Source organism: Streptomyces sp. NPDC057253 (assembly GCF_042669125.1).
GTDB lineage: Bacteria > Actinomycetota > Actinomycetes > Streptomycetales > Streptomycetaceae > Streptomyces.
In genome coordinates this window covers 1-25,389 of the sequence record NZ_JBHUXV010000128.1, presented here as the reverse complement: position 1 = coordinate 25,389, position 25,389 = coordinate 1, and the positions used below count along the sequence as shown (strand labels likewise).

The window sequence follows — 25,389 nt, the reverse complement described above, 5'->3', positions numbered from 1 at the left end:
GTTCCCTGGAAGGGAACCGGCACCTGTCTTCGCCAGGGGCGCGGGGAACTGCGCGACCAGCCACAGACGACCTGCACCCGGCAACGAACAGAACCCCGCAGACGAGAATCCGCCTTAAATCCCCTGCCAGTCAGGCTTGTTGACAAACGTGTGCCGAAAGTAGTCCGCAAGCTTCAACTTGGAAGCAGCCCCCTCGTCCACAACAACCGTCGCATGCGGATGCAGTTGCAGCGCCGACGCAGGACACACCGCGGCAACCGCCCCCTCAACCGTCGCCGCGATCGCATCCGCCTTGCCCTCACCCGTCGCGAGCAGCACCAGATGCCGGGCCTCCAGGATCGTCCCGATCCCCTGGGTGATCACATGGTGCGGCACCTGCGCGATGTCCCCCTCGAAGAACCGCGCGTTGTCCACCCGGGTCTGCTCGGTGAGCGTCTTGATCCGCGTCCGCGAGGCCAGCGAGGAGCACGGCTCGTTGAACCCGATGTGCCCGTCCGTCCCGATCCCCAGCAGTTGCAGATCCACACCCCCGGCAGCGGCCAGCGCCGAGTCGTACGCCGCACAGGCCCCGGGGATGTCCTCAGCGGTCCCGTCCGGCCCCATGAAGGAGTCCATCGGTATCCCCAGCGGCTCCAGAACCTCCCGCCGCAGCACCGACCGGTACGACTCCGGATGCTCGGCCGGCAGCCCCACGTACTCGTCGAGCTGGGCAATCCGCGCCCGCGAGGCGTCCACGGCACCGGACCGCACCTTCGAGGTCAGGGCCTCGTAGATCGGCAGCGGCGTCGAGCCGGTCGCCACCCCGAGCAGGGCGTCGGGCTTGCGCCGCAGGAGCTGGGCCATGGCCTCGGCGATGAGCTCGCCACCCGCCTTGGCGTCCGGAACGATGACAACTTCCACGCTGGGCCTGCCGATCTGGGAAACGATCTGACGAAACGATTTGAACTGGAGAAACGCTCGGAACCGGGAGGGCTCGACCGGACCCGGCACAGCCCATGTGGTTTAGACCAATCTAACAGAATCGGCTTCCCCGGCCCAGGGTCGTCCCCGGACACCGACACCCAGCCACGTCCGGCCATGTCCGGCCACGTCCAGGCCACGTCCACGCCATGGACAGATCGCCCCCATTCCTCGCGGAGGAGCGGAACGGGTAGTGGAATAGGACCCATGACCAGCGCCACGACCCCCGACGCCCACCGCGAACTCCCCGGCCGCATCATGGCCCGCGAGATGGCCGAACAGCCCGCCGTCCTGCGCCGCATCCTCGACGAGGGCGCCCCGGCCATCCGCAAGGTCGCCCAGGAGATCGCCGCCCGCGCACCCCGTTTCGTCCTGCTGACCGCCCGCGGCACCTCCGACAACGCGGCCCTGTACGCCAAGTACCTCCTGGAGGTCCGCCTCGGCCTGCCCTGCGGCCTCACCTCCATGTCGACGACCACCGCCTACGGCGCCCGCCCCGACCTCACCGACGTCCTGGTCGTCACCGTCAGCCAGTCCGGCGGCTCCCCGGACCTGGTGGCCTCCACCCGGGCCGCCCGCGAGGCCGGCGCCATCACCCTCGCGGTGACCAACAACCCCGACTCCCCGCTGGCCGCGGTCTCCGAGTACCACATCGACATCATGGCCGGACCGGAGAAGGCCCTGCCCGCGACCAAGACCTACACGGCCTCCCTCCTCGCGCTCTATCTCTTCGTCGAGGGCCTGCGCGGCGGCGACGGCGGCCCCGCCCATGTGCTGCCCGAACTGGCCGCCGGACTGCTCGCCCGCCAGGACGAGGTCCGCGCGCTCGCCGCCCGCTACCGGTTCGCGGAGCGCATGGTGATCACCTCCCGCGGCTACGGCTATCCCACCGCCAAGGAAGCCGCCCTCAAGCTGATGGAGACCAGCTACATCCCGGCCCTCGCCTACTCGGGCGCCGACCTGCTGCACGGCCCCCTCGCGATGGTCGACAACGTCTCCCCGGTCATCGCGGTCGTCACCGACGGCAAGGGCGGCGAGGCCCTCCAGCCCGTCCTCGACCGGCTCCGCGGCCGGGGCGCGGACCTGGTGGTGATCGGCCCCCGCGGCCAGGTCGAGCGCGCCTCGGCCGGCTTCGTCCTGCCCACGGAGAACGTGTCCGAGGAGGTCCAGCCCGTCCTGGAGATCATCCCCCTCCAGCTCCTGGCCTACGAGGTCACCATCGCCCGCGGCCAGGACCCGGACGCCCCGCGCGCCCTGGCGAAGGTGACGGAGACACACTGAGCGCCGTGCGCCGGCGCGAGCCGCGCGGAGTCGGTGGCCGTCGCGGAAATTGCCATGGCGATCTGGCCCCGCACATGAACCCACGCACGTTAGGCTGCGTGGTGGATGTTAGGGCGTCCGACTAGTTGGCTCCCGTGCGGGAAAGCTCCAACAACAAACAGGCTCCAACGCATGGACACACCTAGTGGTCTAGTCCACAATTGAACCGTGACTTCCGTCTTCCCCGCACAGGAAGGCGGATCGAGGAACCGGAGCTCTCTGCCCTGACTGCCCCGGATCCTCGTCCTTCGGCCGACCGGGACCGCACACCCCGCGGCCGATATTGCTCCGGGCTGCGGTGCCGGGAAGGTTGAGGGTCCTTCCCAGGCGCCGCGGCCCGCGGGTGTTCCCGGAGCAGGATGCCCGGCGAGCACGGTGGTTTCACGCCACCCACATACCCCCAGGTACGCTCCCACCCGTGCCCTCCATGAACGAACTGGTCCGCCAGCACACCGCACTCGACGACTCCGACCTCGAGTGGCTCCATCTGCTGGTCTCGGAGTGGCAGCTGCTCTCCGACCTCTCCTTCGCCGACCTGGTCCTGTGGGTCCCCACCCTCGACGGCACCCGCTATGTCTCCGTCGCCCAGATGCGGCCCAACACCGGCCCCACCTCCTACCAGGACGACATGGTCGGCCACCTGGTCCCGCGCGGCCGCCGCCCCCTGCTGGACGCGGCGCTCGACGAGGGCCGGATCGTGCGCGAGGGCGACCCGGAGTGGCGCGAGGAGGTCCCGGTCCGGGTCGAGTCGATTCCGGTACGACGGGAGGGGCGCGTCCTCGGTGTCATCGCGCGCAACACCAACCTGCTCACCGTGCGCACCCCGAGCCGGCTCGAACTGACCTATCTGCAGAGCGCGTCGGACCTGGCCCAGATGATCGCGGCCGGCTCCTTCCCGTTCCCCAACCAGCAGATGGACATGGACGCGGCCCCCCGCGTCGGCGACGGCCTGATCCGGCTCGACGCGGACGGCATCGTCCAGTACGCCTCCCCGAACGCCCTGTCCGCCTACCACCGCATGGGCCTCGCCTCCGACCTGGTGGGCCAGCACCTCGGCCGGACCACCGCCGAACTCGCCCCCACCCGGGGCCCGGTGGACGAGGCGCTCGCCAAGGTCGCCAGCGGCTGGGCACCCCGCGAGTTCGAGATCGAGGCCCACGACGGGGTCATCCAGTTCCGCGCCATCCCGCTCAAGCCCAAGGGCACCCGCATCGGTTCACTGGTCCTGCTCCGGGACGTGACCGAACTGCGCCGCCGGGAGCGCGAGTTGATCACCAAGGACGCGACCATCCGGGAGATCCACCACCGGGTGAAGAACAACCTCCAGACGGTGGCGGCCCTGCTCAGGCTCCAGGCCCGGCGCATCGAGTCCGACCGAGGCCGTGAGGCACTGGAGGAGGCGGTCCGCCGGGTCGGCTCGATCGCGATCGTGCACGAGACGCTGTCCCAGAACCTGGACGAGCGTGTGGAGTTCGACGAGATCGCCGACCGGGTGCTCGCGATGGTGGCCGAGATCTCGCCCGGCAAGGTCACCGGCCGGCGCAGCGGCCGCTTCGGCATCCTGGACGCCGAGGTCGCCACCCCGCTGTCCATGGTCCTGACCGAGATCCTCCAGAACGCCCTGGAACACGGCTTCCGCGAGGGCGAGACCGGCACCGTCGAGGTCTCGGCCGTCCGCGGCGGCACCACCAAGGAGGCCCGCCTCCTGGTCACCGTCCAGGACGACGGCGTAGGACTGCCCGAGGGCTTCGACCCGCACACCGCGGGCAACCTGGGGCTTCAGATCGTACGGACGCTGGTGGAGGGGGAGTTGGGCGGGACGTTCGACATGGTCCCGGTCCCCGAGGGCGGCACCCGGGTGATCCTGGACGTGCCGGTGCGGGCGCACAAGTAGGGCCGTACACAAGGAGTAAGGCTGTCCACGGGAGCGGTGGGCAGCAAAAAGCCCCGGACCGTTCAGGGGTCCGGGGCTCAAATCCTCGTTGCCAGCGTGTGCTGCGCATCGGGGGTACTGCGCGCTGCGGCTCGGGGGCGGGAGAAGCGTACGCGGTGTACGCGCCGCCAAGCTCAGGCTGTTTTGCGGGGCGGGTGTGTCAGGCGGAGGCCTGACGGGCCCGGTTGCGGGCGGCACGGCGCTTCATGGCGCGACGCTCGTCCTCGCTGAGACCACCCCAGACGCCGGAGTCCTGGCCGGACTCGAGCGCCCACTGCAGACACTGATCCATAACGGGGCAGCGACGGCAGACGGCCTTGGCTTCCTCGATCTGCAGCAGCGCAGGACCGGTGTTGCCGATGGGGAAGAAGAGCTCGGGGTCTTCCTCGCGGCAAACGGCGTTGTGACGCCAGTCCATGGCTGCTACCTCTCCTTGGTATTACGTGCAAGTTGCTTGTGAATGTGAACGCTTTCACGAATCCCTCAACAAGTGAAGGGCCGCCCGCCGAGTCTTCCCCGGCGTGGTCCTGTGGATTGAAGAGGGGTTCCGGTGGTCTGTGGACGCTGGTGTTGCGGGCTGTCCCGACCGCCACGTAGAGACTCGCAAACCTCAGCGGCGGATACAACCCCTTCCGGAAAGTTTTTTTTGATTCCTCGGTGTCGACTAGGTCACAGCCGTACTTCCATGGGGTGGACCCTGGTCTAAACGTTCGAGTGAAAGGACTTTAGCCCCTTCTGCTCACACAATCACACGCAGTGCACGGCGTACGCCTGTGAACGTCACGCTCGTACGCAGTCCGAGGTGGTCGCCGTCCATCTGGAGGGGCAGAGGCACCTTCGAATGCAAGGTGAACTGGTCCAGGTCGTGCAGGGACACAGCGTGCTTGCCATGGGGGCCCCGCTCGGGGGACGAAGTGAGCAACTGGGTGCCATATCGGGCGATCGCGGTCGTCGTCATACGGCTGAGGCCGAGTACGTCGAGGCCTTTATCGAACGAGGCCTTAGGCGACGCGTACATCGGGTGATTGCCCAGGAAGGTCCACGGAGAGGTGTTCGAGACTATGGAAAGGACCAGATCGGTCACCGGCTCCATGTCCGGCCGCTCCAGGGTGATCGTCCCGTGCCGGCGGTGCGCCTCACCGAAGAACTGGCGCAGGGCCTGGCGGACGTAGAGAGCGTGTGTGGATTTCCTGCCGCGCTCACGCTGCTGCTCCACACGTCCCACCACACCGGCGTCGAATCCGAGCCCCGCGTTGAAGGTGAACCACCGTCCCGGCACCGCTTCGTCCTCGGTGCCGGGCGTGCCGGATGCCAGCCCCAGGCCGACGGTGCGCTCGCTGCCCTCGCGCAGGGCGTCCAGGAGGGCTCCGGTGGCCTCCACGGCGTCGTTGGGCAGACCCAGGGCGCGGGCGAAGACGTTGGTGGAGCCGCCGGGGACCACGGCGAGGCCGGGAAGGCGCTCGGGGTCGGGGCCGGCGTAGAGGAGGCCGTTGACGACCTCGTTGACCGTGCCGTCGCCGCCGAGGGCCACGACCAGGTCGATGTCCTTGCTGTCCGCCGCCTGCCGGCCCAGGTCGCGCGCGTGGCCGCGGTACTCGGTGGTGACCGCTTCCAGTTTCATCTCGCTCGCGAGCGCGTGGATCAGGACATCGCGCGTACGTGCGCTTGTGGTGGTTGCCGCCGGGTTGACCACGAGAAGTGCACGCATGGGTTGCAGCGTACCTACTGGGTGGTACCGGGCACAGGTCGAGGTAGGGATCACGTAAGACTCTGGTGCGTGAACCTTGCCACGGGGGCGTGAGGCAACCCGCGCGCGGCCGTGTGCGTTGCCCACGCCTCACCCGCGGGGCTGCGGGGCCGAGGGCTACTCTTCAGGGGTGAGCAGCGAGCAGACTCCCACCTCCGAGACCGAGACCCAGACCGCCGGTCCGCGCCCGCGGCGACTGACGTACGCCGCCGCCCTGGCCGCGTTGGAGGGGCTCGCGCTCGTCGTGGGGGGCGTCTGGATCCTCGTGGAGGGGCTCGTCGGCGACCCGGACGACCGGCAGTCCGCGGTCACCGGGGGCATCACGCTGATCGTCCTCGCCCTGCTGCCGCTGCTCGCCGCGCGCGGCCTGCTCGCCCGCCGCAGCTGGAGCCGGGGCCCGGCCGTCATCACCCAGATCATGGCCCTCCCCGTCGCCTACAACCTCCTCCGGGCCGACAGCGCGGCGATCCCGGCAGGCATCGCCCTCGCGGTAGTGGCGCTGACCGCCCTGATCCTCCTCATCAACTCCGAGACGACCCAGGCGCTGGGAATCAAGGGCCCGGGACGAACCCAGGGCGGCGAGAGGCAGTCGTAGCGCTGCGATAGGCAGGGGCGGCTGCGGGGCCGGTCGCGGGAAGGGGCTCGCACAGCGCGGGCCACTCGACGCCGGCTGTTGCTGGTGTCCCGGGCCGTCGAGACCGTCGTCTCGGGAGCCGGTTCCGGCTGTGGGGCGACCGACTCGGTCATCGGCCCTCGCCTGATGTGCGGCCTTGCGGGCCCTGGCCCGGAGCCGTGGCGGCCTGCGCCTCCTGCTCGTGCGGACCGAGCCCGGCGTTGGGGGCAGCCGGGCTCGCTGGACCGTGGGTCTACTCCTCCACCAGGAGTTTCTCCCGGAGCTGGGCCAGGGTTCGGGCCAGGAGGCGGGAGACGTGCATCTGGGAGATGCCGACCTCCTGCGCGATCTGCGACTGGGTCATGTTGCCGAAGAAACGGAGGAGCAGGATTCGCTTCTCGCGCGGGGGCAGGTCCTCAAGCAGCGGCTTCAGCGACTCCCGGTACTCCACACCCTCCAGCGCCTCGTCCTCCGCGCCGAGCGTGTCCGCCACCGCCGGGGACTCGTCGTCGGTGTCGGGGACGTCCAAGGACAGCGTGGAGTACGCGTTGGCGGACTCCAGGCCCTCCAGGACCTCCTCCTCCGAGATGGCCAGCTTCTCGGCCAGCTCGTGGACCGTGGGAGAGCGGCCGTGCTGCTGGGAGAGCTCCGCCGTGGCCGTCGTCAGAGCCAGTCGCAGCTCCTGAAGCCGCCGCGGCACCCGCACCGCCCAGCCCTTGTCGCGGAAGTGGCGCTTGATCTCGCCGACGACCGTGGGCGTCGCGTACGTGGAGAACTCGACACCGCGGTCCGGGTCGAAGCGGTCGACCGACTTGATCAGACCGATGGTGGCGACCTGGGTCAGGTCGTCCAGCGGCTCGCCGCGGTTGCGGAAGCGGCGCGCGAGGTGCTCGACGAGCGGCAGGTGCATCCGGACCAGCCGGTTGCGCAGCTCGGCGTACTCCGGGCTGCCGTCCTTCAGCGTGCGCAGCTCGACGAACAGCGCGCGTGCCCCGCTGCGGTCATGTGGATCATGGTGCGGGACCGGCGTGTTGTTCGCGCCCGCCGCGCCGTCCTCTGCGTTTCGCTCGTGCTCGCTCATCGTCCCGCCCGTCGCCCTTCCACGAGCCCTCGCCTCCGTCCCTACCGGGAAGACCCCGGTCGGCCCTGCCGGAGGCGCGCCCTGCACGGCACCTTCCCGATCACGCTGCCCGTCGTCCAGGAGGCTGGTCGCCGTGGTCTCACCGACGCCCTCCTCCGGGTGCGGCCGGGCCTGCTCGGGGATGCCGTCGATGCCGTCCACCATGCGTCGGGAACCGCCGGGGCCGTCGTCGCCCAGGCTGCCGGCGCCGCTCGGGCGGTCGGGGCGGTGTCCGCCCTCGGCCGGCAGCTCCCGTGTGCCGCGCTCTTCGTCCCGCACCGGCCCGTCCCCGTTCCTCACGCCGGCCCGGGTCCCGCGCCGCGCTGTTTGTAGAGGCTGATCGAAACGGTCCTGTCCTCGTCCACGGCCGAGGAGACCTTGCCCGCGAGGGCCGAGAGGACGGTCCAGGCGAAGGTGTCGCGGGAGGGTGCGTGCCCGTCCGTGGTCGGGGCCGAGACGGTGACCTCCAGCGAGTCGTCGACGAGTCGGAAGACACAGCTGAGCACCGAGCCGGGCACGGCCTGCTGGAGCAGGATCGCGCAGGCCTCGTCCACCGCGATGCGCAGGTCCTCGATCTCGTCGAGGGTGAAGTCCAAACGGGCTGCGAGGCCGGCCGTGGCCGTCCGCAGCACCGACAGGTAGGCACCCGCGGCCGGCAGCCGGACTTCCACGAAGTCCTGGGTCGCGGGCTCGCCTGCGATCTGGGACACCCTCACCTCCAAGGTGGTACAAGCTTTTCGGGGGCCGAGGGTCGCCCCCCGGAGTCATACGAAGTGTGGTTCAGCGGTGACGCTACCGCGCTCTCGGCTTTCCTGTCCCGGGACCCCAACCCCTTGCCGTCACTCACAGTAAACCTGTGGACACGCTCCGTGTCTAGGGGTTTGCGGCTCCAATTGGGAAGAGCGCGCGCCGGGTTGACGTACCCAGACGTCAGACGGTCGAACCGTCCTGGAACCCGGGGGTCCAGGGTCACACAAGGACATGGTCCGCAAAGCACCAACGCCAGTTCTCCCCGGGTTCGTGCGTGCGCATGATCGGGTGGTCAGTGTCCTTGTGGTGCTTCGTCGCGTGCTGTCCCGGCGAGGAGTCGCAGCAGCCGACATGACCGCATTCGAGGCACAGGCGCAGTTGTACCGGGTGGGTGCCGTCCCTCAGGCACTCCGGACACGTCTCGCTGAGAGGCTCGGGTTCCGGGTGCGGCAGCGCGTCGGCGTGCGTGCACTGTTTCATGATTGCCAGGTTACGACGGGCGCGTGGATGCTGGCGCGGAAAAACGAGGGTGGGGCACACGACGATGGACGAGGGCGGGCGAGGCTCATGGACGTGATGCCACTGCTGTTGCTGGTGGCGGGGAGCGCGGCGGTCGCCGCGGCCGCCCGGCGCACCCCGGTACCGGCGCCACTGCTGCTGGTCGCGGCCGGGCTGGTGGTCTCCTACATCCCCGGGGTCCCGCAGTACACGCTGGACCCGGACGTGGTCCTGCCGATCATCCTGCCGCCGCTGCTGCACTCGGCGGCCACCGACAGCTCCTATCTCGACCTGCGGGCGCAACTGCGGCCCGTGGCGCTCTTGTCGGTGGGATACGTGCTCTTCGCGACCCTCGTCGTCGGCTGGGCGGCGTACCAGATCGTGCCGGGGCTGTCGCTGACCGGCGCCCTGGTGCTGGGCGCGGTCGTGGCGCCGCCGGACGCGGTCGCGGCCACCGCGGTCGCGCGCCGGGTGGGGCTGCCCTCCCGGATCACCACGATCCTCCAGGGCGAGTCCCTGGTGAACGACGCGACCGCGATCACCGCCTACCGGGTCGCGCTCGCGGCCGCGATCGGCGAGGGCGCCTCCTGGGCGGGCGGCATCGGCGAGTTCCTGCTCGCGGCGGTCGGCGGGGTCGTGGTCGGCCTGGTGCTGATGGTGCCGATCCACTGGCTGCGCACCCACCTCAAGGAGCCGCTGCTCCAGAACACCCTGTCCCTGCTGATCCCGTTCGTCGCCTACGCGTCCGCGGAGTCGTTCCACGCCTCCGGAGTGCTCGCGGTGGTCGTGGTGGCGCTGTTCCTCGGGCACCGCGCGTGGGAGGTCGACTTCGCGACCCGCCTCCAGGAGGACGCCGTATGGAAGATGGTCGCCTTCGTCCTGGAGTCGTCGGTGTTCGCCCTCATCGGACTGCAACTGCCCGTCGTACTGAAGGGCCTCGGGGAGTACGAGGGCGGGCCCGCCGCCTGGTACGCGGTCGCCGTCTTCCTCGTGGTCGTCGTGTCGAGGTTCGTGTGGGTCTATCCGGCGACCTTCCTGCCGCGCATCCTGTCCGCGCGGATCCGCGAGCGTGAGGAGAACCCCACCTGGAAGGGGCCGTTCGTCATCGCGTGGGCCGGGATGCGGGGCGTGGTCTCGCTGGCCATCGCCTTCTCGATCCCGGAGACCCTGCACGACGGCGAGCCCTTCGAGGGCCGCAACTTGATCCTCTTCCTCACCTTCACCACGGTCATCGGCACCCTCGTCGTCCAGGGCGTCACCCTGCCCCCGCTGATCCGCATGCTGAAGCTCCCCGGCCGCGACCAGCAGGCCGAGACCCTCGCCGAGGCCAACGCCCAGGCGCAGGCCTCCCGGGCCGCCGAAACCCGCCTGGACGAACTCCTCGCCGACGAGCGCAACGCCCTTCCCCCGCCCCTCGCCGACCGCCTGCGCTCGGTCCTGGAACGCCGCCGCAACGCCGTCTGGGAACGCCTCGGCCAGTCCAACCCGCTGACCGGCGAGACGGTCGACGACACCTACCGCCGGCTCTCCCGGGAGATGATCGGCGCCGAGCGCGCGGTCTTCGTGAAGCTGCGGGACCTGCGGTACATCGACGACGAGATGCTGCGCACACTGCTGCGCAGGCTGGACCTGGAGGAGGCGGCGGCCTACCGGGAGGCGGCCTAGCAGGACCGGGCGGCGGTCACGGGTACGGGCGGCCCGTGACCACCGCGGCGACGGTCGCCCCGCGCGCGAAGGCGCCCTCTTCGGCGAGGGCCACCAGTCCATAGAGCAACTTGGCGACATAGAGACGTTCCACGGGGACGCCGTGGCGATGCTCGAAGTCCTCGGCGAACGCGTCGAGTTCGGGGGTGGTGCGGGCGTAGCCGCCGAAGTGGAAGCGGTCGTCCAGACTCCAGTCGCCGCGTCGGGCGCCGAAGGCGCGGTGTTGCAGGGACTCCGTGGCGGCTGTCAGGAAGCCGCCCTTGAGGACCGGTACGCCCAGGGCGCGCTGGTCCGGGGCCAGGCCCGCGGCCAGGCCCGCGAGGGTGCCGCCGGTACCGCAGGCGACCGCCACGACCTCGGCCCGGCCGGCCAGTTCCTCGCCGAGCGCGCGGCACCCCCGTACGGCGAGGGCGTTGCTGCCGCCCTCCGGGACGACGTACGCGTCCTCGGCGTCCGCATCGCGCAGCACGCGCGCGAGGGTGGCCGGGTCGGTCTTGTCGCGGTACGTGGACCTGTCCACGAAGTGCAGGCGCATGCCGTCGGCCGCGCACCGGGTCAGGGACGGGTTCAGGGGACGGTCCGCGAGTTCCTGGCCGCGGACCACACCCACCGTGGGCAGGCCGAGGAGGCGTCCGGCGGCCGCCGTGGCGCGCAGGTGGTTGGAGTGGGCGCCGCCGAAGGTGACGACGGTACGGCCGGCCGCCGCGGTGAGGTTCGGCGCGAGTTTGCGCCACTTGTTGCCGACGATCTCGGGGTGGATCAGGTCGTCGCGCTTGAGGAGCAGGCGCAGGCCGTGGCGGGCGAAGCGGGGGTCCGACAGCTCCTGCAAGGGGGAGGGGAGGCGGGGGTGCAGGGTGTCGGGGCCGGTCACGTCCCCATTGTGACCCGCGGGCTCAGGTCAGGCGCTCGCGGATCCGGCCGCGCAGCCAGGCCATGGTGAAGCCGCGGGGGTCCACCTTTCCCGGCTGCCACTCCAGGTGGCCGATGACCGAACGCTCCGTCCAGCCGTGGTGGCGGCACACCGCCGCGGAGACCCGCTCGATCGCCGTCAGCTGGGCGGCCGGCCAGGGGTCCTCGCCGTCGCCGAGGTTCTCGCACTCGAAGCCGTAGAAGTGGCGGTTGCCGTCGGTGTTGGCCTCGTTGTCGGCCGGCAGCGCCGTCTCCGCGATCACCGCGCGCAGGACGTCGTCGTCGCCGAGACCGGCGTGGTTGGCGCGGCCGTAGCCGACGAGATGGACCCGGCCGTCCTTGGTGATGACCCCGTGGCAGAGGGGGCCTGGCAGACCCGTGTAGCCGTCGCGGCACAGCTCCACCGTCGCCGCGCTGCCCCTGGTCACCGTGTGGTGGATCATCACGCCGTGCACGGGCCCCCAGGGGCCCACGTGGTTGCGGTTGTGGTGCTCCCAGTCGCCGACCTCGACGACGGTGGCGCCCTCCGCCCGCAGGACGGCCAGGAATCTGGCGGCGGACATGGGTGAGGCCATGGCGCCCTCCTTCGCACTGCGTGCCGACCGCCGGACGCGGGTCGGCTCGTACCGGTGCTTGTACCGAAGGAGGCGGGATCCGACTCCTGGCTCGTCCAGCGTGCGAGCTGATTCGGACAGTCATCTTCCGCTCGGGCGGACGGACCTGAGCGGGCGGGAGTGGACAGGAGTCGCTCACGTGCCCAGCCCCGCGGAGATCCATTCCCGCTCTTTCGTGTAATAGCACCAGCACGCTCCGTGAGGAAGGCTTGGTCCCGCACATCGATGCCCGGGAGCAGATCGCGTCCGGGCATGTACTGGGAGGGCAATTCCTTATGTCGGTAGGCGAAGAGGTCCGCACCGAGCAGGACCGGCCGCAGCAGAGCCTCGGCACGGCGGCCGCGCGGAACCTGGCCACCACCACCAAGTCCGCACCCCAGATGCAGGAGATCAGCTCCCGCTGGCTGCTGCGCATGCTGCCCTGGGTGAATGTCCAGGGCGGCACGTACCGGGTGAACCGTCGTCTGAGCTACGCCGTGGGCGACGGCCGGGTCACGTTCGTGAAGACCGGCGACCGGGTCGAGGTGATCCCCGACGAGCTGCGCGAGCTGCCGGCGCTCAGGTCCTACGAGGACGACGGCGTGCTCTCCGAGCTCGCCCAGCGCTGCCAGCAGCGGGAGTTCGCCCCCGGACAGGTGATCGCCTCGTTCGGCGCACAGGCCGAGGAGGTCTATCTGCTGGCCCACGGCCGGGTGGAGAAGGTCGGCACCGGCCCCTACGGCGACGACGCGGTCCTCGGAGTCCTCGCCGACGGCGCCTACTTCGGCGAGCAGGCGCTCCTGGACCCGGACGCCATCTGGGAGTACACCGCCCGCGCGGCCACCACCTGCACGGTCCTGGTGCTGCCCCGCCAGGACGTCGAGCAGGTCGCGGAGCGCTCCGAAGCCCTGCGCGAGCATCTGCGGGAGCAGCGCGCGATCCCCTCGCAGCGCACCAACAAGTACGGCGAGAAGGCGATCGACCTCGCGGCGGGCCATGACGGCGAGCCCGACATCCCGCACACCTTCGTGGACTACGACGCCCGTCCCCGCGAGTACGAACTGAGCATCGCCCAGACCGTCCTGCGCATCCACACGCGCGTGGCCGATCTGTACAACCAGCCGATGAACCAGACGGAACAGCAGATCCGGCTGACCGTCGAGGCCCTCAAGGAGCGCCAGGAGCACGAGCTGGTCAACAACCGCGAGTTCGGGCTGCTGAACAACTGCGAGTACGACCAGCGGCTCCAGCCGCACGACGGAGTGCCGAGCCCCGACGACCTGGACGAGCTGCTCAGCCGCCGGCGGGGCACCAAGCTGCTCCTCGCCCACCCGCGCGCGATCTCCGCGATCGGCCGTGAGCTCAACAAGCGCGGGCTGGTCCCCGAGACCATCGACGTGGGCGGCAACCGCATCCCCACCTGGCGCGGGGTGCCGATCTACCCGTGCAACAAGATCCCGGTCACTCCGGAGCGGACCACCTCGATCATCGCCATGCGTACCGGTGAGGCCGACCAGGGGGTCATCGGTCTCCAGCAGGCGGGCATCCCGGACGAGATCGAGCCGAGCCTGTCGGTGCGGTTCATGGGCATCAATGAACAGTCGATCATCAAGTACCTGGTGACGGCCTACTACTCGGCGGCGGTCCTGGTGCCGGACGCGCTCGGAGTGCTGGAGAACGTCGAGATCGGCCGGTGGCGGTGACGTTTCTGCACCTGGGAGCCGTGTCCCCGCCCACCCGGGCGGGTACATCCCGGTCGAACACCGGGGTGGAGACACCCCGGTGGAGCGCGCCCGCCTACAGCGGAAGCGCCACCGTCCGCGGACTGACCGAGGGGGGTCCCATGGCGGAGTTCACGACGGGTACGCAGACGCGGGCGACAGAGAGAAACGGGGGAGGAACGCCGACCGCCGGGGGGACCGCGGCGCCCGCCCCGGGGCGGGCGGGGGAGCGGGCGACCACCCAGGGGCGGGGCGGGGATCGCGCAAGCACCCGGGGGCAGGACGGGGAGCGGGCGACCACCCCCGGTCCGCCCGACGGACACGAGGCCGGTGTGATCCTGGAGCGGGTTCGGGCGGTGGTCGACCCCGCGTTGCGCCGCGCGGTGGAGTCGCTGCCCGGGTCCCTGCGCAGGATCGCGCGCTACCACTTCGGCTGGGAGCATGCCGACGGCACCCCGGCGGCGGGCCACGCCGGCAAGGCGATACGCCCCGCCCTCGTCCTCACCGCGGCCGCCGCGCTCGGCGGCGACCGGGCGCGGGCGGCGGCGGTACGGGCGGCCGTGGCGGTGGAGCTGGTCCACAACTTCACCCTGCTCCATGACGACGTGATGGACCGCGACACCACCCGCAGGCACCGCCCCACCGCATGGACCGTGTTCGGCGACGCCGACGCGATCCTCGCCGGGGACGCCCTCCAGGCGCTGGCGCTGCGGCTGCTGGCCGAGGACCCGCACCCCGCGGCCGGGGCCGCCGCGGCCCGTCTCGCGGACTGCGTGGTCGAGCTGTGCGAGGGCCAGCACGAGGACACCGCCATGCAGGGGCTCGGACCCGGCGAGGTCACCCTCGACCAGGTGCTCGTCATGGCCGAGGCCAAGACGGGCGCGCTGCTCGGGTGCGCCTGCGCGCTCGGGGCACTGTACGCGGGCTCGGCCACCGAGGACGTCGAGGCGATGGACGCGTTCGGCCGGGAGGCCGGGCTCGCCTTCCAGCTCATCGACGACGTGATCGGCATATGGGGCGACCCGAGCCGTACCGGGAAACCGGCCGGCGCCGACCTCGCGGCCCGCAAGAAGTCCCTCCCGGTGGTCGCCGCGCTCACCTCGGGCACGGCGGCGGCCGCGGAACTGGCCGAGCTGTACGCGGCGCCGTACGACGAGGAGGATCTGGCGCGTACGGTCCTCGCCGTCGAGGAGGCCGGGGGCCGGGACTGGGCGCAGGCGCAGGCGGCCGACCGGATGGCCCGGGCGATGGGGCAGCTGGCCCGCGCGGTGCCCGATCCGGAGGCGGCGGGCGGGTTGCTGTCGCTGGCCGAGTTCGTGACGCGGCGCAGCAGTTGAGGACCCCGGAGCGGCCGGGACCGCGCGGTTCCTGACCCCGCGCGGCCCTGGCCGGCTCCGGTACGAACGGGTCCCGCACATCCCCACGGTGTGCGGGGCCCGCTTCCGCATGCTCACCGGATAGGCTCAACAACCGCGCGAGAAGAGGCTGTTGAGACCAAAGGGGCGGGCATGGGCGTGGCGATACGGACGGCGGACAGAGACGACCGCGAGCTGCTCGCGGGGCTGCTGGACGCGGCCTTCCAGGACGATCCGGTCAGCGGGTGGATCTTCCCGGGGGAGGAGTACCGCCGTACCACCCATCCGCGGCTGATGGCCGCGTTCGTCGACATCGTGCTCGCCGAGGGCCGGATCGACGTGACGGAGGACGGGGCGGCGTGCGCGCTGTGGCTGCCGGTGCCGGCGGAGAGCGCCGAGGACGAGGAGGGCTTCGCCGCGTTGCGCGAGGCGGTCGATCCGGACAATGAGCGGATCGAGCTGATCGGCACGCTCACGGCCGAGGTGCATCCCGCCGGGCGGGCCCACGAGTACCTGTGGATGATCGGCGTGGCGCCCTCGCGGCAGGGCGAGGGGCTGGGGAGCGCGCTCATCGGATCGGTGCTGGAGCGGTGCGACCGGGACGGGGTCCCGGCGTACCTGGAAGCGAGCAGCGAGCGGAGCCTGGGCCTGTACGAGCGGCTCGGCTTCCAGCTCGTGGACCGACCGCTCGCCCTGCCCGACGGGCCGCGGATGTGGCCCATGTGGCGGGAACCGGGTACCGCGCGGTAAGGCCGCAGCGGCCCCGCCGCCCGTGCACCGGCATGCCGATGGTCGGCTCCGGATTCGCCCTCACCGAGTTCTCGCTCGACGAAGTCCGCGTCTTCGACAACGGCGTCGTGGTGCGGACGTACGGCAGAAAGCGCTGAGGGAAAGCGCCACCGCTCCCTTCCCGCGCTGAGGGAAGCGCCGCCGCCCCCTTCGCCCTACTCTGAGGACATGGGCAGCGACGAACACGTCTGTCCCGCTTGCGGACAGCCGGTCCAGACAGTCGTACGGCGGCACAAGACGCTGGGTGCGTGGGTCCCCGTGTGGACGGGCGGCCCGTGCCACAACCCCGAGTGCCCGGCCTACGCCGACCAGGTCGCCGACTCCGACGAGGACCAGGGCGGCGCCCCCGCCGAAAAGACTTCCTGAACCCGTGTCGAGAATCCGTCCCCGGCTCCGACGTCCCCCGTGAGAGCCGCCCGCCCCGGGTGGCCGAGCCGATCGACGCCGAAGGAGCGGAATCATGAAGTACCTGGTCATGGTGCAGGCAACACAGGCCGACTACGAGGCCATGCGCGGCAAGGGCTCCGAACAGTCTCCGGCCTGGAGCGAGCAGGAGATCCAGACGATGTACGCCTTCATGGGCGCCATCAACAACGACCTGTCCGAGACCGGCGAGTTCCTCGACGCCCAGGGTCTCGCCGAGCCCGCGAGGATCCGGCACGTCGGCCGGGACGCGGACGGCAAGGCCGTGATCACCGACGGCCCGTACAGCGAGACCAAGGAGCTGATGTGCGGCTACTGGGTGCTGGAGTGCGAGAGCCTGGAGCGGGTCACGGAGATCGCCGAGCGGATCGCCCAGTGCCCCCAGCCCGCCGGCGCCCCCGAGTACCCGGTGGTGATCCGGCCCATCCTGGACGGCGCCGGGGACATCTGAGACCCGTGTCGGGCACCACCGCGATCGAGGACCTGCTGCGCCTGCACGCGCCGCAGGTCCTCGGCGCGCTGGTCCGGCGCTACGGCCATTTCGACGCCGCCGAGGACGCCGTACAGGAGGCGCTGCTGGCCGCGGCCGGACAGTGGCCGGCCGCGGGGGTGCCCGACAATCCGCGCGGCTGGCTCATCAGGGTGGCCTCGCGGCGGCTGACCGACGCGCTGCGCGCGGAGGAGGCGCGGCGGGCGCGGGAGGAGAGGGCGGCGGCGCTGAGCCTGCGCGTCACGCCGGTCGCCGACCGTGCGCCGCGCGAGGACGACACCCTGTCGCTGCTGTTCCTGTGCTGCCATCCGGAGCTCACCGCCGCCGCGCAGATCGCGCTCACCCTGCGCGCGGTCGGCGGTCTGACCACGGCGGAGATCGCCCGGGCCCATCTCGTCCCCGAGGCGACCATGGCGCAGCGGATCAGCCGGGCCAAGCAGAAGGTGCGGGGCGTGCGGTTCGGGCGGCCGGACCGGTGGGAGGAGCGGCTGCCCGCCGTCCTGCACACCCTCTACCTGATCTTCAACGAGGGCCATACGGCGACCTCCGGGCCCGCTCTCCAGCGGCGCGACCTCGCCGGTGAGGCGATCCGGCTGACCCGCACGGTCCACCGTCTCCTCCCCGACGACTGCGAGATCGCGGGCCTGCTCGCCCTGATGCTCCTCACCGACGCCCGCCGCGACGCCCGCACCGGCCCCAGCGGCGACCTCGTCCCCCTCGACGAACAGGACCGCGCCCGCTGGGACAAGGCGGCGATCGAGGAGGGCGTCGCGCTGGTCACGGGGGCGCTGGCCCGCCGCCGCCCCGGGCCCTACCAGATCCGCGCGGCCATCGCCGCCGTGCACGACGAGGCGCCCTCGGCGCGGGAGACCGACTGGCGGGAGATCCTCGGCCTCTACGACGTCCTCGTACGGCTGGTTCCCGGGCCCGTGGAGCGGCTGAACCGGGCCGTCGCGGTGGCCATGGTCCACGGGCCGGAGGCCGGGCTCGCGGAACTGGACGAGCTCCCCGACGAGTTGGGGCACCGGCTCGACGCCGTGCGCGGACATCTGCTGGAGCGGGCCGGCCGCCGCCAGGAGGCGCGGACCGCGTACGAGTCGGCGGCCGCCAAGACCCTGAGCCTGCCCGAGCAGCGGTATCTGCACGGGCGGGCGGCCCGGCTGAGGCCTTACCGTGACGGCATGTCCACAACGAACCCGATCGTGCACATCACCGAGCGCTCCCTCTGGGAGAAGGCCCGGACCAAGGGCACGTACGAGATCTCCACACGCGGCCGCACCCTCCAGGAGGAGGGGTTCATCCACTGCTCGACGCGCGAGCAGCTGCCGCGCACGGCCGCGGCCTTCTTCGCCGACGTGCCCGACCTGGTGGTCCTCGTCATCGACCCCGCCCTCCTCGACGTACCGCTGAAGTACGAGGCCCCCGAGCCCGGCGCCGAGGAGTTCCCCCACATCTACGGGCCGCTTCCGGTGGCCGCGGTCGTGGCTGTGGAGCCGTGGGGGTGACGGATCGCCGCCGGTTGTGGCGCCGGGCCCTGCTGGTGTGGGCGGCCCTCGTGGTGGTCGCGGGCGGGCTGACGCTCTGGCTCCAGGACTCGGCGGAGCCGCGGGGGCCGTACGGCTGGCAGGAGAGCAGTCCGACGCCCGGCCTGCCGGAGGGCTGGGCGAGCACCTGCCCCACCCCGACCACCGACCCCGACGGCGACCGGGTCCTGGTGGCCTGCGCCTTCATCTCGGGCTAGGCAGCCCGCCCGTCTCCGGGTCCCGCCGCGTCAGGCAGTACAGCCCGCCCGCCGGGTCCCTCATGACCGTCCAGTTCCTGCCCTCGGTGACGAACTCGGCGCCCAGCCGCTCGTGTCCGGCACGGGTCGCCTCGATGTCCGCGCAGGCCAGGTCCAGATGGGCGGAGGCGGGGCGCTCCTCCTCCAGGCGCTGGAGGAGGATCCGGACCGGGAAGCCGGCCGGGGGCCTGAGGACGTGGAACTCGGGGAGCGAGCCCGCAAAGGACTCCCAGTCGGGCAACAGGGCGGTCCAGAAGGCCACTTCGGCCTCGTGGAGGGACGGCGGGATGTCCAGGCAGACCTGGTCGAGGCGGGTGCCCCGGAACACCGGCGGCCGCACCGACTGCCCCCGCCAGGGATCGGCGCAGAACAACTGGCCCGCGGGGGAGCGGAGTACCACCAACGTCCCCTGATCGGCGACCACATGCGCGCCGAGCGCCTCTGCCGTCCTCGCGAACTTCCGTACGTCGTCGACACAGAAGTCGAGATGCGCACCGCCGGGCCCGGAGGCGACGGCCTGGATCTTGACGCAGGCGTCGGTCCCTTCGGAGGGCAGCAGCGTCACGAACTCCCGCCGCTCGCCCCGGAACTCGGACAGGTGGGTGCCCGTGACGCCGGCCCAGAAGTCACAGGCCCGGGCGAAGCGGGGGACGGGCCGGTCCACGAAGGCGTAAGTCCAGTGGGTGGTCATGCGGTGATCGTAGGTGGCTCTACTTCGGCACCTCCATGAACCGCAGCATGTTCCCCGCCGGGTCCCGGAACGCGCAGTCCCGCACCCCGTACGGCATGTCCATCGGCTCCTGGATCACCTCGGCCCCGGACTCCCGCACGCGCGCGAACAACGCGTCACAGTCCGTGGTCGTGAAGTTGACCCCGCGGAGCAGTCCCTTCGCCAGCAGCCGCGCCATCGCCTCCTTGTCCGCGGGCGACGCGTCCGGATCCGCCGCCGGGGGCTCCAGCACGATGTCCACGTCCGGCTGGAGCGGTGAGCCGACCGTCACCCAGCGCATGCCCTCGTACCCGACGTCGTTGCGCACCTCCATGCCCAGGACGTCCCGGTAGAACGCGATCGCCTTGTCGTGGTCGTCCACGGCGATGAAGCAGTTCTTGAGTTTGATGTCCATGGGTTCACGTTAGGCCCGCCGGGGCCGGGTGTGCCTGCGGACCGCACAAGGCGGGATCCCCGCGAGTTCCTCGTGCGACCGGGCCCGGTAGGCGCTCGGCGTCTCGCCCACCAGCTCCGTGAACCGCGAGCTGAAGGAGCCGAGGGAGGTGCACCCCACCGCCATGCAGACCTCGGTGACCGACAGGTCGCCCCGCCGCAGCAGCGTCTTCGCGCGCTCGATGCGCCGGGTCATGAGATAGCCGTACGGCGTCTCCCCGAACTCCGCCCGGAAACTGCGCTGGAAGTGGCCGGGGGACATCAGCGCGGTACGGGCGAGCGCGGGGACGTCGAGCGGCTCGGTGTACTCGCGGTCCATGCGGTCCCGGGCCTGCCGCAGCCGCACCAGGTCCTCGATGCTCACCATCACGCCAGCATCGCACGATGCTCACCGGCCGGGTGCGTGGACCTGGAACGGGCTTTGCCTCGCGTTCGCCTCCCGTACGGAAGCGCTTGCTCCCATGAAGGGCATGGACCACATCACGTTCCTCGTGGCGGTCGTCATCGTCACGGCACTGGCCTTCGACTTCACCAACGGATTCCACGACACGGCCAACGCGATGGCGACGTCCATCGCGACCGGGGCGCTGAAACCCAGGACCGCGGTCCTGGTGAGCGGGGTGCTCAATGTCGTGGGCGCCTTCCTGTCGACCGAGGTCGCCAAGACGATCTCCGGCGGCATCGTGGACGACACCCTGGTCTCACCGGCGATGATCTTCGCCGGGCTGGTCGGAGCGATTCTGTGGAACCTGCTGACCTGGCTGGTCGGCCTTCCGTCGAGCTCGTCGCACGCGCTGTTCGGCGGGCTCATCGGCGCCGTGTGGGTCGGCGCCGGCTCCCACGGGGTGCACTTCGACAAGGTGGTCGAGAAGATCCTGATCCCCGCGGTGGCCTCCCCGGTCGTCGCGGGCGTGGCCGCGCTGATCGCCACCTACCTCGCCTACAAGTTCACCGCCCGCGCCCGCAAGGGCTCGGTGACCAAGGGCTTCCGGCTCGGCCAGATCGCCTCCGCGTCCCTCGTCTCCCTCGCGCACGGCACCAACGACGCCCAGAAGACCATGGGCGTCATCACCCTGACCCTCATCTCGGCGGGCGCGCTCGGCCATGACGCCGGTCCGCCGGTCTGGGTCATCGCCTCCGCGGGTCTCGCCATCGGCCTCGGCACCTACCTCGGCGGCTGGCGGATCATCCGCACCATGGGCAAGGGCCTCACGGAGATCCAGTCCCCGCAGGGCTTCGCCGCCGAGACCGCGTCCACGACCGTCATCCTGACCTCCGCCCACCTCGGCTTCGCGCTGTCCACCACGCAGGTCGCCTCCGGCAGCATCCTCGGCGCGGGCCTCGGCCGCCGTCTCGCGGAGGTCCGCTGGGGCGTCGCGGGCCGGATGGTGCTGGCCTGGCTGATCACCCTGCCCGCCGCCGCGCTGGTGGGCGGTGTCTCCGCGAGCGCGGTCAAGCACGGCGGCAACGTCGGCACCGTCGTCGTCGCCCTGGTCGGCGTGGCCGTCGCCGGGGGCATCGTGCTGCTGTCCCGCCGCAACCCGGTGAGCGCGCACAACGTCAACGACACCCACGAGGTCACCCTCCGCACCGAGCCGCCGGCCCGTGTCGGCACGGCCGCCTGAGCCCACCCCGGGAGTTCCTGACATGAGCATCGACTGGACCGCACTCGGCCAGGTCACCGCGGTGAGCGTCGGAGTCACCGTCGCCGTGGTCGTCGTCTTCGCCCTCGGGGTACTCGGCCTCGCCCGATTCGAAGGAGCGAGGGAAAATGGCGGAAGCACGTCGAGTCTCGGCGTCGCGCAGGCCGGGCTGTGCTTCCTCGCCTGCGCGGCGGTGGTGGCGTACGGCATCTACCTGATCGTGCCGCGGTTCCACTGACCCACCGAGACGAGAGGGGACCCAGGATGACGCCCTTGCTGACCGACCTGAAGGTCGACTACACCGATCCCGACGAGCCCGTGCTGATCCGTCCCGACGGGAGCCCGATCGACACCTGGCGGGAGAACTACCCCTACGCGCACCGGATGGAGCGCAAGGAGTACGACTGGCACAAGCGGCTCCAGCAGATCGAACTGCTGAAGCTGCAGAGCTGGATCAAGGAGACCGGGCGCCGGCTCGTCATCGTCTTCGAGGGGCGGGACGCGGCCGGCAAGGGCGGCACCATCAAGCGCTTCACGGAGCATCTGAACCCCCGGGGCGCCCGGGTGGTGGCGCTGGAGAAGCCGACCGAGCGCGAGCGCGGGCAGTGGTACTTCCAGCGGTACGTCGAACACCTGCCGACCGCCGGTGAGATCGTGCTGTTCGACCGGTCCTGGTACAACCGGGCCGGGGTGGAGCGGGTCATGGGCTTCTGCTCGGACGACGAGTACCGGCGCTTCATGCGGCAGGCCCCGCTGTTCGAGCGGATGCTCGTGGACGACGGCGTGGACCTGCTGAAGTTCTGGTTCTCGGTCTCCCAGGGCGAGCAGCGCACCCGCTTCACGATCCGTCAGATCGATCCCGTACGGCAGTGGAAGCTCAGCCCCATGGACCTCGCGTCCCTGGACCGCTGGGACGACTACACCGCCGCCAAGGTCGCCATGTTCCGTGAGACGGACACCCAGTTCGCCCCCTGGACGGTGGTCAAGAGCAACGACAAGAAGCGGGCCCGAGTCGAGGCCATGCGCACCGTCCTGGCCCGCTTCGACTACACCGACAAGGACGACGAGGTCGTCGGCACCCCGGACCCCCGGATCGTGGGCGCGGCGGCGGGGCTGCTGGAGGCGGGGGAGCACTGAGGGCGAGCGGGCCCGCGCGAACATCCCGCGGGCCCCGGCGCCACCCCTGCCGGCGAGCGGTGCCGGACTACTGCTCCTTCCTCGTGAAGGTGCCGAGGCCGCTCGTGTCCAGGTTCTCGACCCGGACCTTGTCGGCGCGTCCGCCGGAGCCGACGGTGAAGGTCACGCCGGTCAGGCCGACGGCCATTTCGCCGGTGGTGCGGTAGCTGAAGGTGTCACCGTCGTAGTGCGTCAGCACGAACCGTTGCTTCTTGGGCCCGATCTGAAGGCTGAGTTCGTCCCCCTGGGCGCTGACGGTCAGCGGACCGTAGTAGTCGTTGGCGTACGTCCCGGTGTAGGCGCTGTTGGCCTTGGCGGGCGCCGGCGAGGCCGGGGGCTTGCTGTAGTCGGTCTCCGAGCGTTCCGCCTGAAGGGTCTGCTCGAAGACCGGCCCCAGGAACTTCAGCCAGTCGACGGTCGGCCCGCCCGTCTGCGCGGTGTCGAGGAACGTGGCGGAGATCGCCTCGGGCACACCGATGGGCTCGCCGTTGGTCAGCACGACGATGCCGAGCTTCTCCGAGGGCAGCAGCGTGACGTTGGTCGCCGCCCCCAGCGCGAAACCGCCGGAGTGGCCGAGCTTCAGCCTGCCCTCGTCGTCGTAGCTCACGTTCCAGCCGAGCCCGTAGAACCCGGCCCTGCCCGCCGGCGTGTGCGGCGGCGCGGAGAGCATGTGCGGCAGGTGGGTCTGCTCCAGCGCGGCGGCGTCGACGACCTGCCGCCCCTCGAACTTCCCGTTGCCCAGTTGCAGGCGCAGCCACTTCGTCATGTCGCGGACCGTGGAACTGGCCCCGCCCGCCGGGCTCTGGGCGTCCGGGTTCCGCACGTACGAGGCACGCCAGGTGTCACCGCTCCTCACATGCAGGGAAGCCTTGTCGCCCGCCTTCTCGTAGTCGGCGAACGAGGAGCTGGTGGAGTCCATCCCCAGCGGCTTGTACACCTTGTCGGCGGACAGCTTCTCCCAGGTGGTCCCCGCCGCCCGCGCGGCGGCGACACCGGCCTCGGTGAGCCCGAAGTTGGTGTACGCGTAGTGGGCGCGGAAGGGGGCCAGCGGCTCATAGCGCAGGTGATCCAGGATGTACGAGCGGTCGTAACCCAGGTCCTCCAGGAGGTCCCCTGCGTGGTCGGGCAGGCCGCTGCGGTGCGCGAACAGGTCGGCCACCGTGACATGGCGGCTCACCCACGGGTCCTTCAGCGCGAAGCCGGGGGTGTACTTGACGACCGGGTCGTCCCAGCCGAGGGACTTGTCGCCCACGGCCGCGGCGACCGCCGTGGAGGCGAGAGGCTTGGAGACCGAGGCGAGCTGGAAGACCGTGTCCGCTCCGATCCGGTCCTTCGTGCCCGCCTTCCGCAGGCCGAACCCCTTCAGGTACACCACCTTGTCGTCGTACACCACGCCCACCGCGATTCCGGGCACACCGGTGGTGCGCATGGCGTCCTTCACCACGTCGTCCAGTTGGCCCACCGCGGTGTCGACCTCGGCCCGGGTGAGCTGGGCCGGTGGCTGGGCGGGCGGGACGGTGGGCAGCGGTGACGTCCCGACGGCCGCGCGGCCCGCGACGGTGGTGTCGGCATCGGCTGAGGTACAGCCGACGGCCAGGGCTGCCACGAGGCCCAGTGCGGCAGCGGAGCGAAGGGAGCGCGGGCTTGCGCTGTCGAGTCGAGACATGTTCTCCAGCAAAGCCCCTGGCCCGGCACCTGTCGCGCCGTGCCGGACCGTTCGAGCGACCCGCTGGGAGCCGGGGTCCACCTGAGTCCAGGGGCTTTGCCCGGGTCGGTATGAGTACCGGTACTCATGCCGGAGTGCGGCGGGCGCGACACCGTGGAGGCAGCCCACCCGACCGTCCCGAAGGAAGCCGCGATGTCGCAAGCCTCCCGTCCACGCCGACTGCTCGCCCTCGCCACCGGCAACTGGCACGCCCGGGCCTACCTCGCGGTCGTCGGCGCTTCCGTCCTCTCCACGTTCCTCTTCCCGGACAGCTTCCTGGCCATGGCCCCGATACTGCTCACCGCCCCCCTGTCCTTCCTGCCCGTCGTCCTCCCGTTCGGCCCCGGCACCCAGGGCTCCCCGGCGGTGGAGGCGCTCGCCGTCGGCATCTGGACGGCGTGGCTCCTGGCGTGCGCCCTGGTGAACGCGGCGGTGCTGGGCGCGCTCGCGTCGGGTGCGGCGGGGGACGGCACGGGGGTTGCGCGACCGGGTACGGGAGGTGCGATGGGTCGGGCTGTCTCTCGCTGGGCGCGGCCCGCTGCCGGGGCCGTACGGCGTGGCACGCCCTCCGCGCCGCGCCGGAACGTTTCGCAGCGGCTTCGGGCCCTGTTGGCACCCGCCGTGGACAACTGGCCCGCGCGCGGGTACCTCGCCGTGGTCGCGGCGGCGCTCGGGTTCTTCCTGGTCGCCGCGTACGCGCTGCCGGACCCCGGGTTCGCCGGGATCTGGCCGATCATGGCGACGGCGCCGATGAGCTTCCTGGTCCTGGCGTCGGTACCGGGCGCGGATGCCGTGCCCGAGTGGCTGAGTCCGCTGCTCTTCACCGCGGGCACGGTCGTGGCCGGACTGGTCAACGCCGTCCTGCTCGGCCGGCTCGCCCACCGGCTCCGGTCCCCGCAGGTCCGCCCGGTCGCCTGAGGCGGACGCGGGACGGCAGGTGCGCCGAGAAGCCGCATCGGACTGCCGAAGGGGCCCGGTCGTGACGACCGGGCCCCTTC

27 protein-coding genes and 1 pseudogene are annotated in these 25,389 nt (G+C 71.2%); 16 read left to right on the top strand and 12 right to left on the bottom strand.

Features of this window, described 5'->3' with window-relative positions; translation table 11 throughout:
* Positions 1-114 precede the first annotated feature (114 nt).
* On the bottom strand, positions 115-900 hold the full coding sequence (nagB, locus tag ACFULQ_RS40970; protein ID WP_383554546.1) for a glucosamine-6-phosphate deaminase: 786 nt from the start codon (positions 898-900) through the stop codon (positions 115-117).
* 267 nt (positions 901-1,167) lie between these two features.
* Between nagB and ACFULQ_RS40965 the strand changes: the two genes are divergently transcribed.
* Positions 1,168-2,241: an SIS domain-containing protein gene (locus tag ACFULQ_RS40965; protein WP_383554538.1), complete on the top strand. Its 1,074-nt coding sequence runs from the start codon at positions 1,168-1,170 to the stop codon at positions 2,239-2,241.
* A gap of 466 nt (positions 2,242-2,707) precedes the next feature.
* On the top strand, positions 2,708-4,174 hold the full coding sequence (locus ACFULQ_RS40960) for a sensor histidine kinase (protein ID WP_383554543.1): 1,467 nt from the start codon (positions 2,708-2,710) through the stop codon (positions 4,172-4,174).
* A gap of 199 nt (positions 4,175-4,373) precedes the next feature.
* Here ACFULQ_RS40960 and ACFULQ_RS40955 read toward each other — a convergent pair whose 3' ends face one another.
* Positions 4,374-4,631 (bottom strand): WhiB family transcriptional regulator, encoded by a 258-nt coding sequence (locus ACFULQ_RS40955; RefSeq protein ID WP_006142322.1) that lies wholly within the window; start codon positions 4,629-4,631, stop codon positions 4,374-4,376.
* A gap of 321 nt (positions 4,632-4,952) precedes the next feature.
* Positions 4,953-5,921, bottom strand: a complete 969-nt coding sequence (locus tag ACFULQ_RS40950; protein WP_383554535.1) for a diacylglycerol/lipid kinase family protein — start codon at positions 5,919-5,921, stop codon at positions 4,953-4,955.
* Between the two features lie 169 nt (positions 5,922-6,090).
* On the opposite strand from ACFULQ_RS40950, the gene ACFULQ_RS40945 reads away from it, so the two are divergent.
* The gene (locus tag ACFULQ_RS40945) at positions 6,091-6,555 is read left to right on the top strand and encodes a hypothetical protein (RefSeq protein ID WP_383554533.1); all 465 of its coding nucleotides are present in this window, start codon (positions 6,091-6,093) and stop codon (positions 6,553-6,555) included.
* Positions 6,556-6,826: 271 nt separating this feature from the next.
* Here ACFULQ_RS40945 and ACFULQ_RS40940 read toward each other — a convergent pair whose 3' ends face one another.
* The 3 genes from ACFULQ_RS40940 to ACFULQ_RS40930 form a co-directional block, all read right to left on the bottom strand.
* Positions 6,827-7,972, bottom strand: coding sequence for an RNA polymerase sigma factor SigF (locus tag ACFULQ_RS40940; RefSeq protein ID WP_383554530.1), 1,146 nt, complete (start codon positions 7,970-7,972; stop codon positions 6,827-6,829).
* A 17-nt stretch (positions 7,973-7,989) separates the two neighbouring features.
* Positions 7,990-8,403 (bottom strand): anti-sigma factor, encoded by a 414-nt coding sequence (locus tag ACFULQ_RS40935; RefSeq protein WP_006136266.1) that lies wholly within the window; start codon positions 8,401-8,403, stop codon positions 7,990-7,992.
* 259 nt (positions 8,404-8,662) lie between these two features.
* The gene (locus tag ACFULQ_RS40930; protein ID WP_383554528.1) at positions 8,663-8,923 is read right to left on the bottom strand and encodes a UBP-type zinc finger domain-containing protein; all 261 of its coding nucleotides are present in this window, start codon (positions 8,921-8,923) and stop codon (positions 8,663-8,665) included.
* A gap of 87 nt (positions 8,924-9,010) precedes the next feature.
* Here ACFULQ_RS40930 and ACFULQ_RS40925 point away from each other — a divergent pair, with 87 nt between their 5' ends.
* Positions 9,011-10,606 carry a Na+/H+ antiporter gene (locus ACFULQ_RS40925; RefSeq protein WP_383554525.1) on the top strand — a complete coding sequence of 532 codons (1,596 nt, stop codon included), beginning with the start codon at positions 9,011-9,013 and terminating at the stop codon, positions 10,604-10,606.
* Between the two features lie 16 nt (positions 10,607-10,622).
* Here the strand turns inward: ACFULQ_RS40925 and ACFULQ_RS40920 are convergent, their stop codons facing one another.
* Positions 10,623-11,516: a 1-aminocyclopropane-1-carboxylate deaminase/D-cysteine desulfhydrase gene (locus tag ACFULQ_RS40920; RefSeq protein ID WP_383554522.1), complete on the bottom strand. Its 894-nt coding sequence runs from the start codon at positions 11,514-11,516 to the stop codon at positions 10,623-10,625.
* A gap of 22 nt (positions 11,517-11,538) precedes the next feature.
* Positions 11,539-12,129 (bottom strand): N-acetylmuramoyl-L-alanine amidase, encoded by a 591-nt coding sequence (locus tag ACFULQ_RS40915; protein WP_383554519.1) that lies wholly within the window; start codon positions 12,127-12,129, stop codon positions 11,539-11,541.
* A gap of 314 nt (positions 12,130-12,443) precedes the next feature.
* Between ACFULQ_RS40915 and ACFULQ_RS40910 the strand changes: the two genes are divergently transcribed.
* From ACFULQ_RS40910 to ACFULQ_RS40875, 8 genes and pseudogenes are all read left to right on the top strand, one after another.
* A complete protein-coding gene (locus ACFULQ_RS40910; protein WP_383554516.1) occupies positions 12,444-13,850 on the top strand; it encodes a family 2B encapsulin nanocompartment shell protein in 1,407 nt (468 codons plus the stop codon).
* A 140-nt stretch (positions 13,851-13,990) separates the two neighbouring features.
* Positions 13,991-15,205 carry a family 2 encapsulin nanocompartment cargo protein polyprenyl transferase gene (locus tag ACFULQ_RS40905; RefSeq protein ID WP_383554513.1) on the top strand — a complete coding sequence of 405 codons (1,215 nt, stop codon included), beginning with the start codon at positions 13,991-13,993 and terminating at the stop codon, positions 15,203-15,205.
* A gap of 171 nt (positions 15,206-15,376) precedes the next feature.
* A complete protein-coding gene (locus ACFULQ_RS40900) occupies positions 15,377-15,973 on the top strand; it encodes a GNAT family N-acetyltransferase (RefSeq protein WP_383554510.1) in 597 nt (198 codons plus the stop codon).
* Positions 15,974-16,180: 207 nt separating this feature from the next.
* The gene (locus tag ACFULQ_RS40895) at positions 16,181-16,378 is read left to right on the top strand and encodes a hypothetical protein (protein ID WP_383554508.1); all 198 of its coding nucleotides are present in this window, start codon (positions 16,181-16,183) and stop codon (positions 16,376-16,378) included.
* 94 nt (positions 16,379-16,472) lie between these two features.
* Entirely contained in the window at positions 16,473-16,886 is a 414-nt protein-coding gene (locus ACFULQ_RS40890; RefSeq protein ID WP_383554506.1) for a YciI family protein, read from the top strand.
* Positions 16,883-18,094, top strand: a pseudogene (locus ACFULQ_RS40885) (RNA polymerase sigma factor); the annotation flags it as partial. The gene ACFULQ_RS40890 and the pseudogene ACFULQ_RS40885, both read left to right, overlap by 4 nt.
* 12 nt (positions 18,095-18,106) lie before the next feature.
* Positions 18,107-18,430: a DUF952 domain-containing protein gene (locus ACFULQ_RS40880; RefSeq protein WP_383554541.1), complete on the top strand. Its 324-nt coding sequence runs from the start codon at positions 18,107-18,109 to the stop codon at positions 18,428-18,430.
* On the top strand, positions 18,427-18,666 hold the full coding sequence (locus ACFULQ_RS40875; protein WP_383554504.1) for a hypothetical protein: 240 nt from the start codon (positions 18,427-18,429) through the stop codon (positions 18,664-18,666). The genes ACFULQ_RS40880 and ACFULQ_RS40875 overlap by 4 nt, the downstream gene beginning before the upstream one ends.
* Here ACFULQ_RS40875 and ACFULQ_RS40870 read toward each other — a convergent pair.
* From ACFULQ_RS40870 to ACFULQ_RS40860, 3 genes are read right to left on the bottom strand one after another with little or no spacing between them, the layout of a single operon-like run.
* Entirely contained in the window at positions 18,653-19,396 is a 744-nt protein-coding gene (locus ACFULQ_RS40870) for a VOC family protein (RefSeq protein WP_383554502.1), read from the bottom strand. The genes ACFULQ_RS40875 and ACFULQ_RS40870 overlap by 14 nt on opposite strands.
* Before the next feature lie 19 nt (positions 19,397-19,415).
* The gene (locus ACFULQ_RS40865; RefSeq protein ID WP_356461858.1) at positions 19,416-19,829 is read right to left on the bottom strand and encodes a VOC family protein; all 414 of its coding nucleotides are present in this window, start codon (positions 19,827-19,829) and stop codon (positions 19,416-19,418) included.
* A 9-nt stretch (positions 19,830-19,838) separates the two neighbouring features.
* Positions 19,839-20,234, bottom strand: a complete 396-nt coding sequence (locus ACFULQ_RS40860) for a helix-turn-helix transcriptional regulator (protein WP_383554500.1) — start codon at positions 20,232-20,234, stop codon at positions 19,839-19,841.
* 103 nt (positions 20,235-20,337) lie between these two features.
* On the opposite strand from ACFULQ_RS40860, the gene ACFULQ_RS40855 reads away from it, so the two are divergent.
* From ACFULQ_RS40855 to ppk2, 3 genes are read left to right on the top strand one after another with little or no spacing between them, the layout of a single operon-like run.
* Complete coding sequence (locus ACFULQ_RS40855) at positions 20,338-21,492, top strand: anion permease (RefSeq protein ID WP_383554498.1); 1,155 nt, start codon at positions 20,338-20,340, stop codon at positions 21,490-21,492.
* Positions 21,493-21,514: 22 nt separating this feature from the next.
* Positions 21,515-21,748 (top strand): hypothetical protein, encoded by a 234-nt coding sequence (locus ACFULQ_RS40850; RefSeq protein WP_383554496.1) that lies wholly within the window; start codon positions 21,515-21,517, stop codon positions 21,746-21,748.
* 26 nt (positions 21,749-21,774) lie between these two features.
* Positions 21,775-22,647: a polyphosphate kinase 2 gene (ppk2, locus tag ACFULQ_RS40845; protein ID WP_383554494.1), complete on the top strand. Its 873-nt coding sequence runs from the start codon at positions 21,775-21,777 to the stop codon at positions 22,645-22,647.
* A gap of 67 nt (positions 22,648-22,714) precedes the next feature.
* On the opposite strand, the gene ACFULQ_RS40840 is transcribed toward ppk2, so the two are convergent.
* A complete protein-coding gene (locus ACFULQ_RS40840) occupies positions 22,715-24,352 on the bottom strand; it encodes a serine hydrolase (RefSeq protein ID WP_383554492.1) in 1,638 nt (545 codons plus the stop codon).
* A 192-nt stretch (positions 24,353-24,544) separates the two neighbouring features.
* Between ACFULQ_RS40840 and ACFULQ_RS40835 the strand changes: the two genes are divergently transcribed.
* Positions 24,545-25,309 carry an SCO4225 family membrane protein gene (locus tag ACFULQ_RS40835; RefSeq protein WP_383554489.1) on the top strand — a complete coding sequence of 255 codons (765 nt, stop codon included), beginning with the start codon at positions 24,545-24,547 and terminating at the stop codon, positions 25,307-25,309.
* Positions 25,310-25,389: the final 80 nt, after the last annotated feature.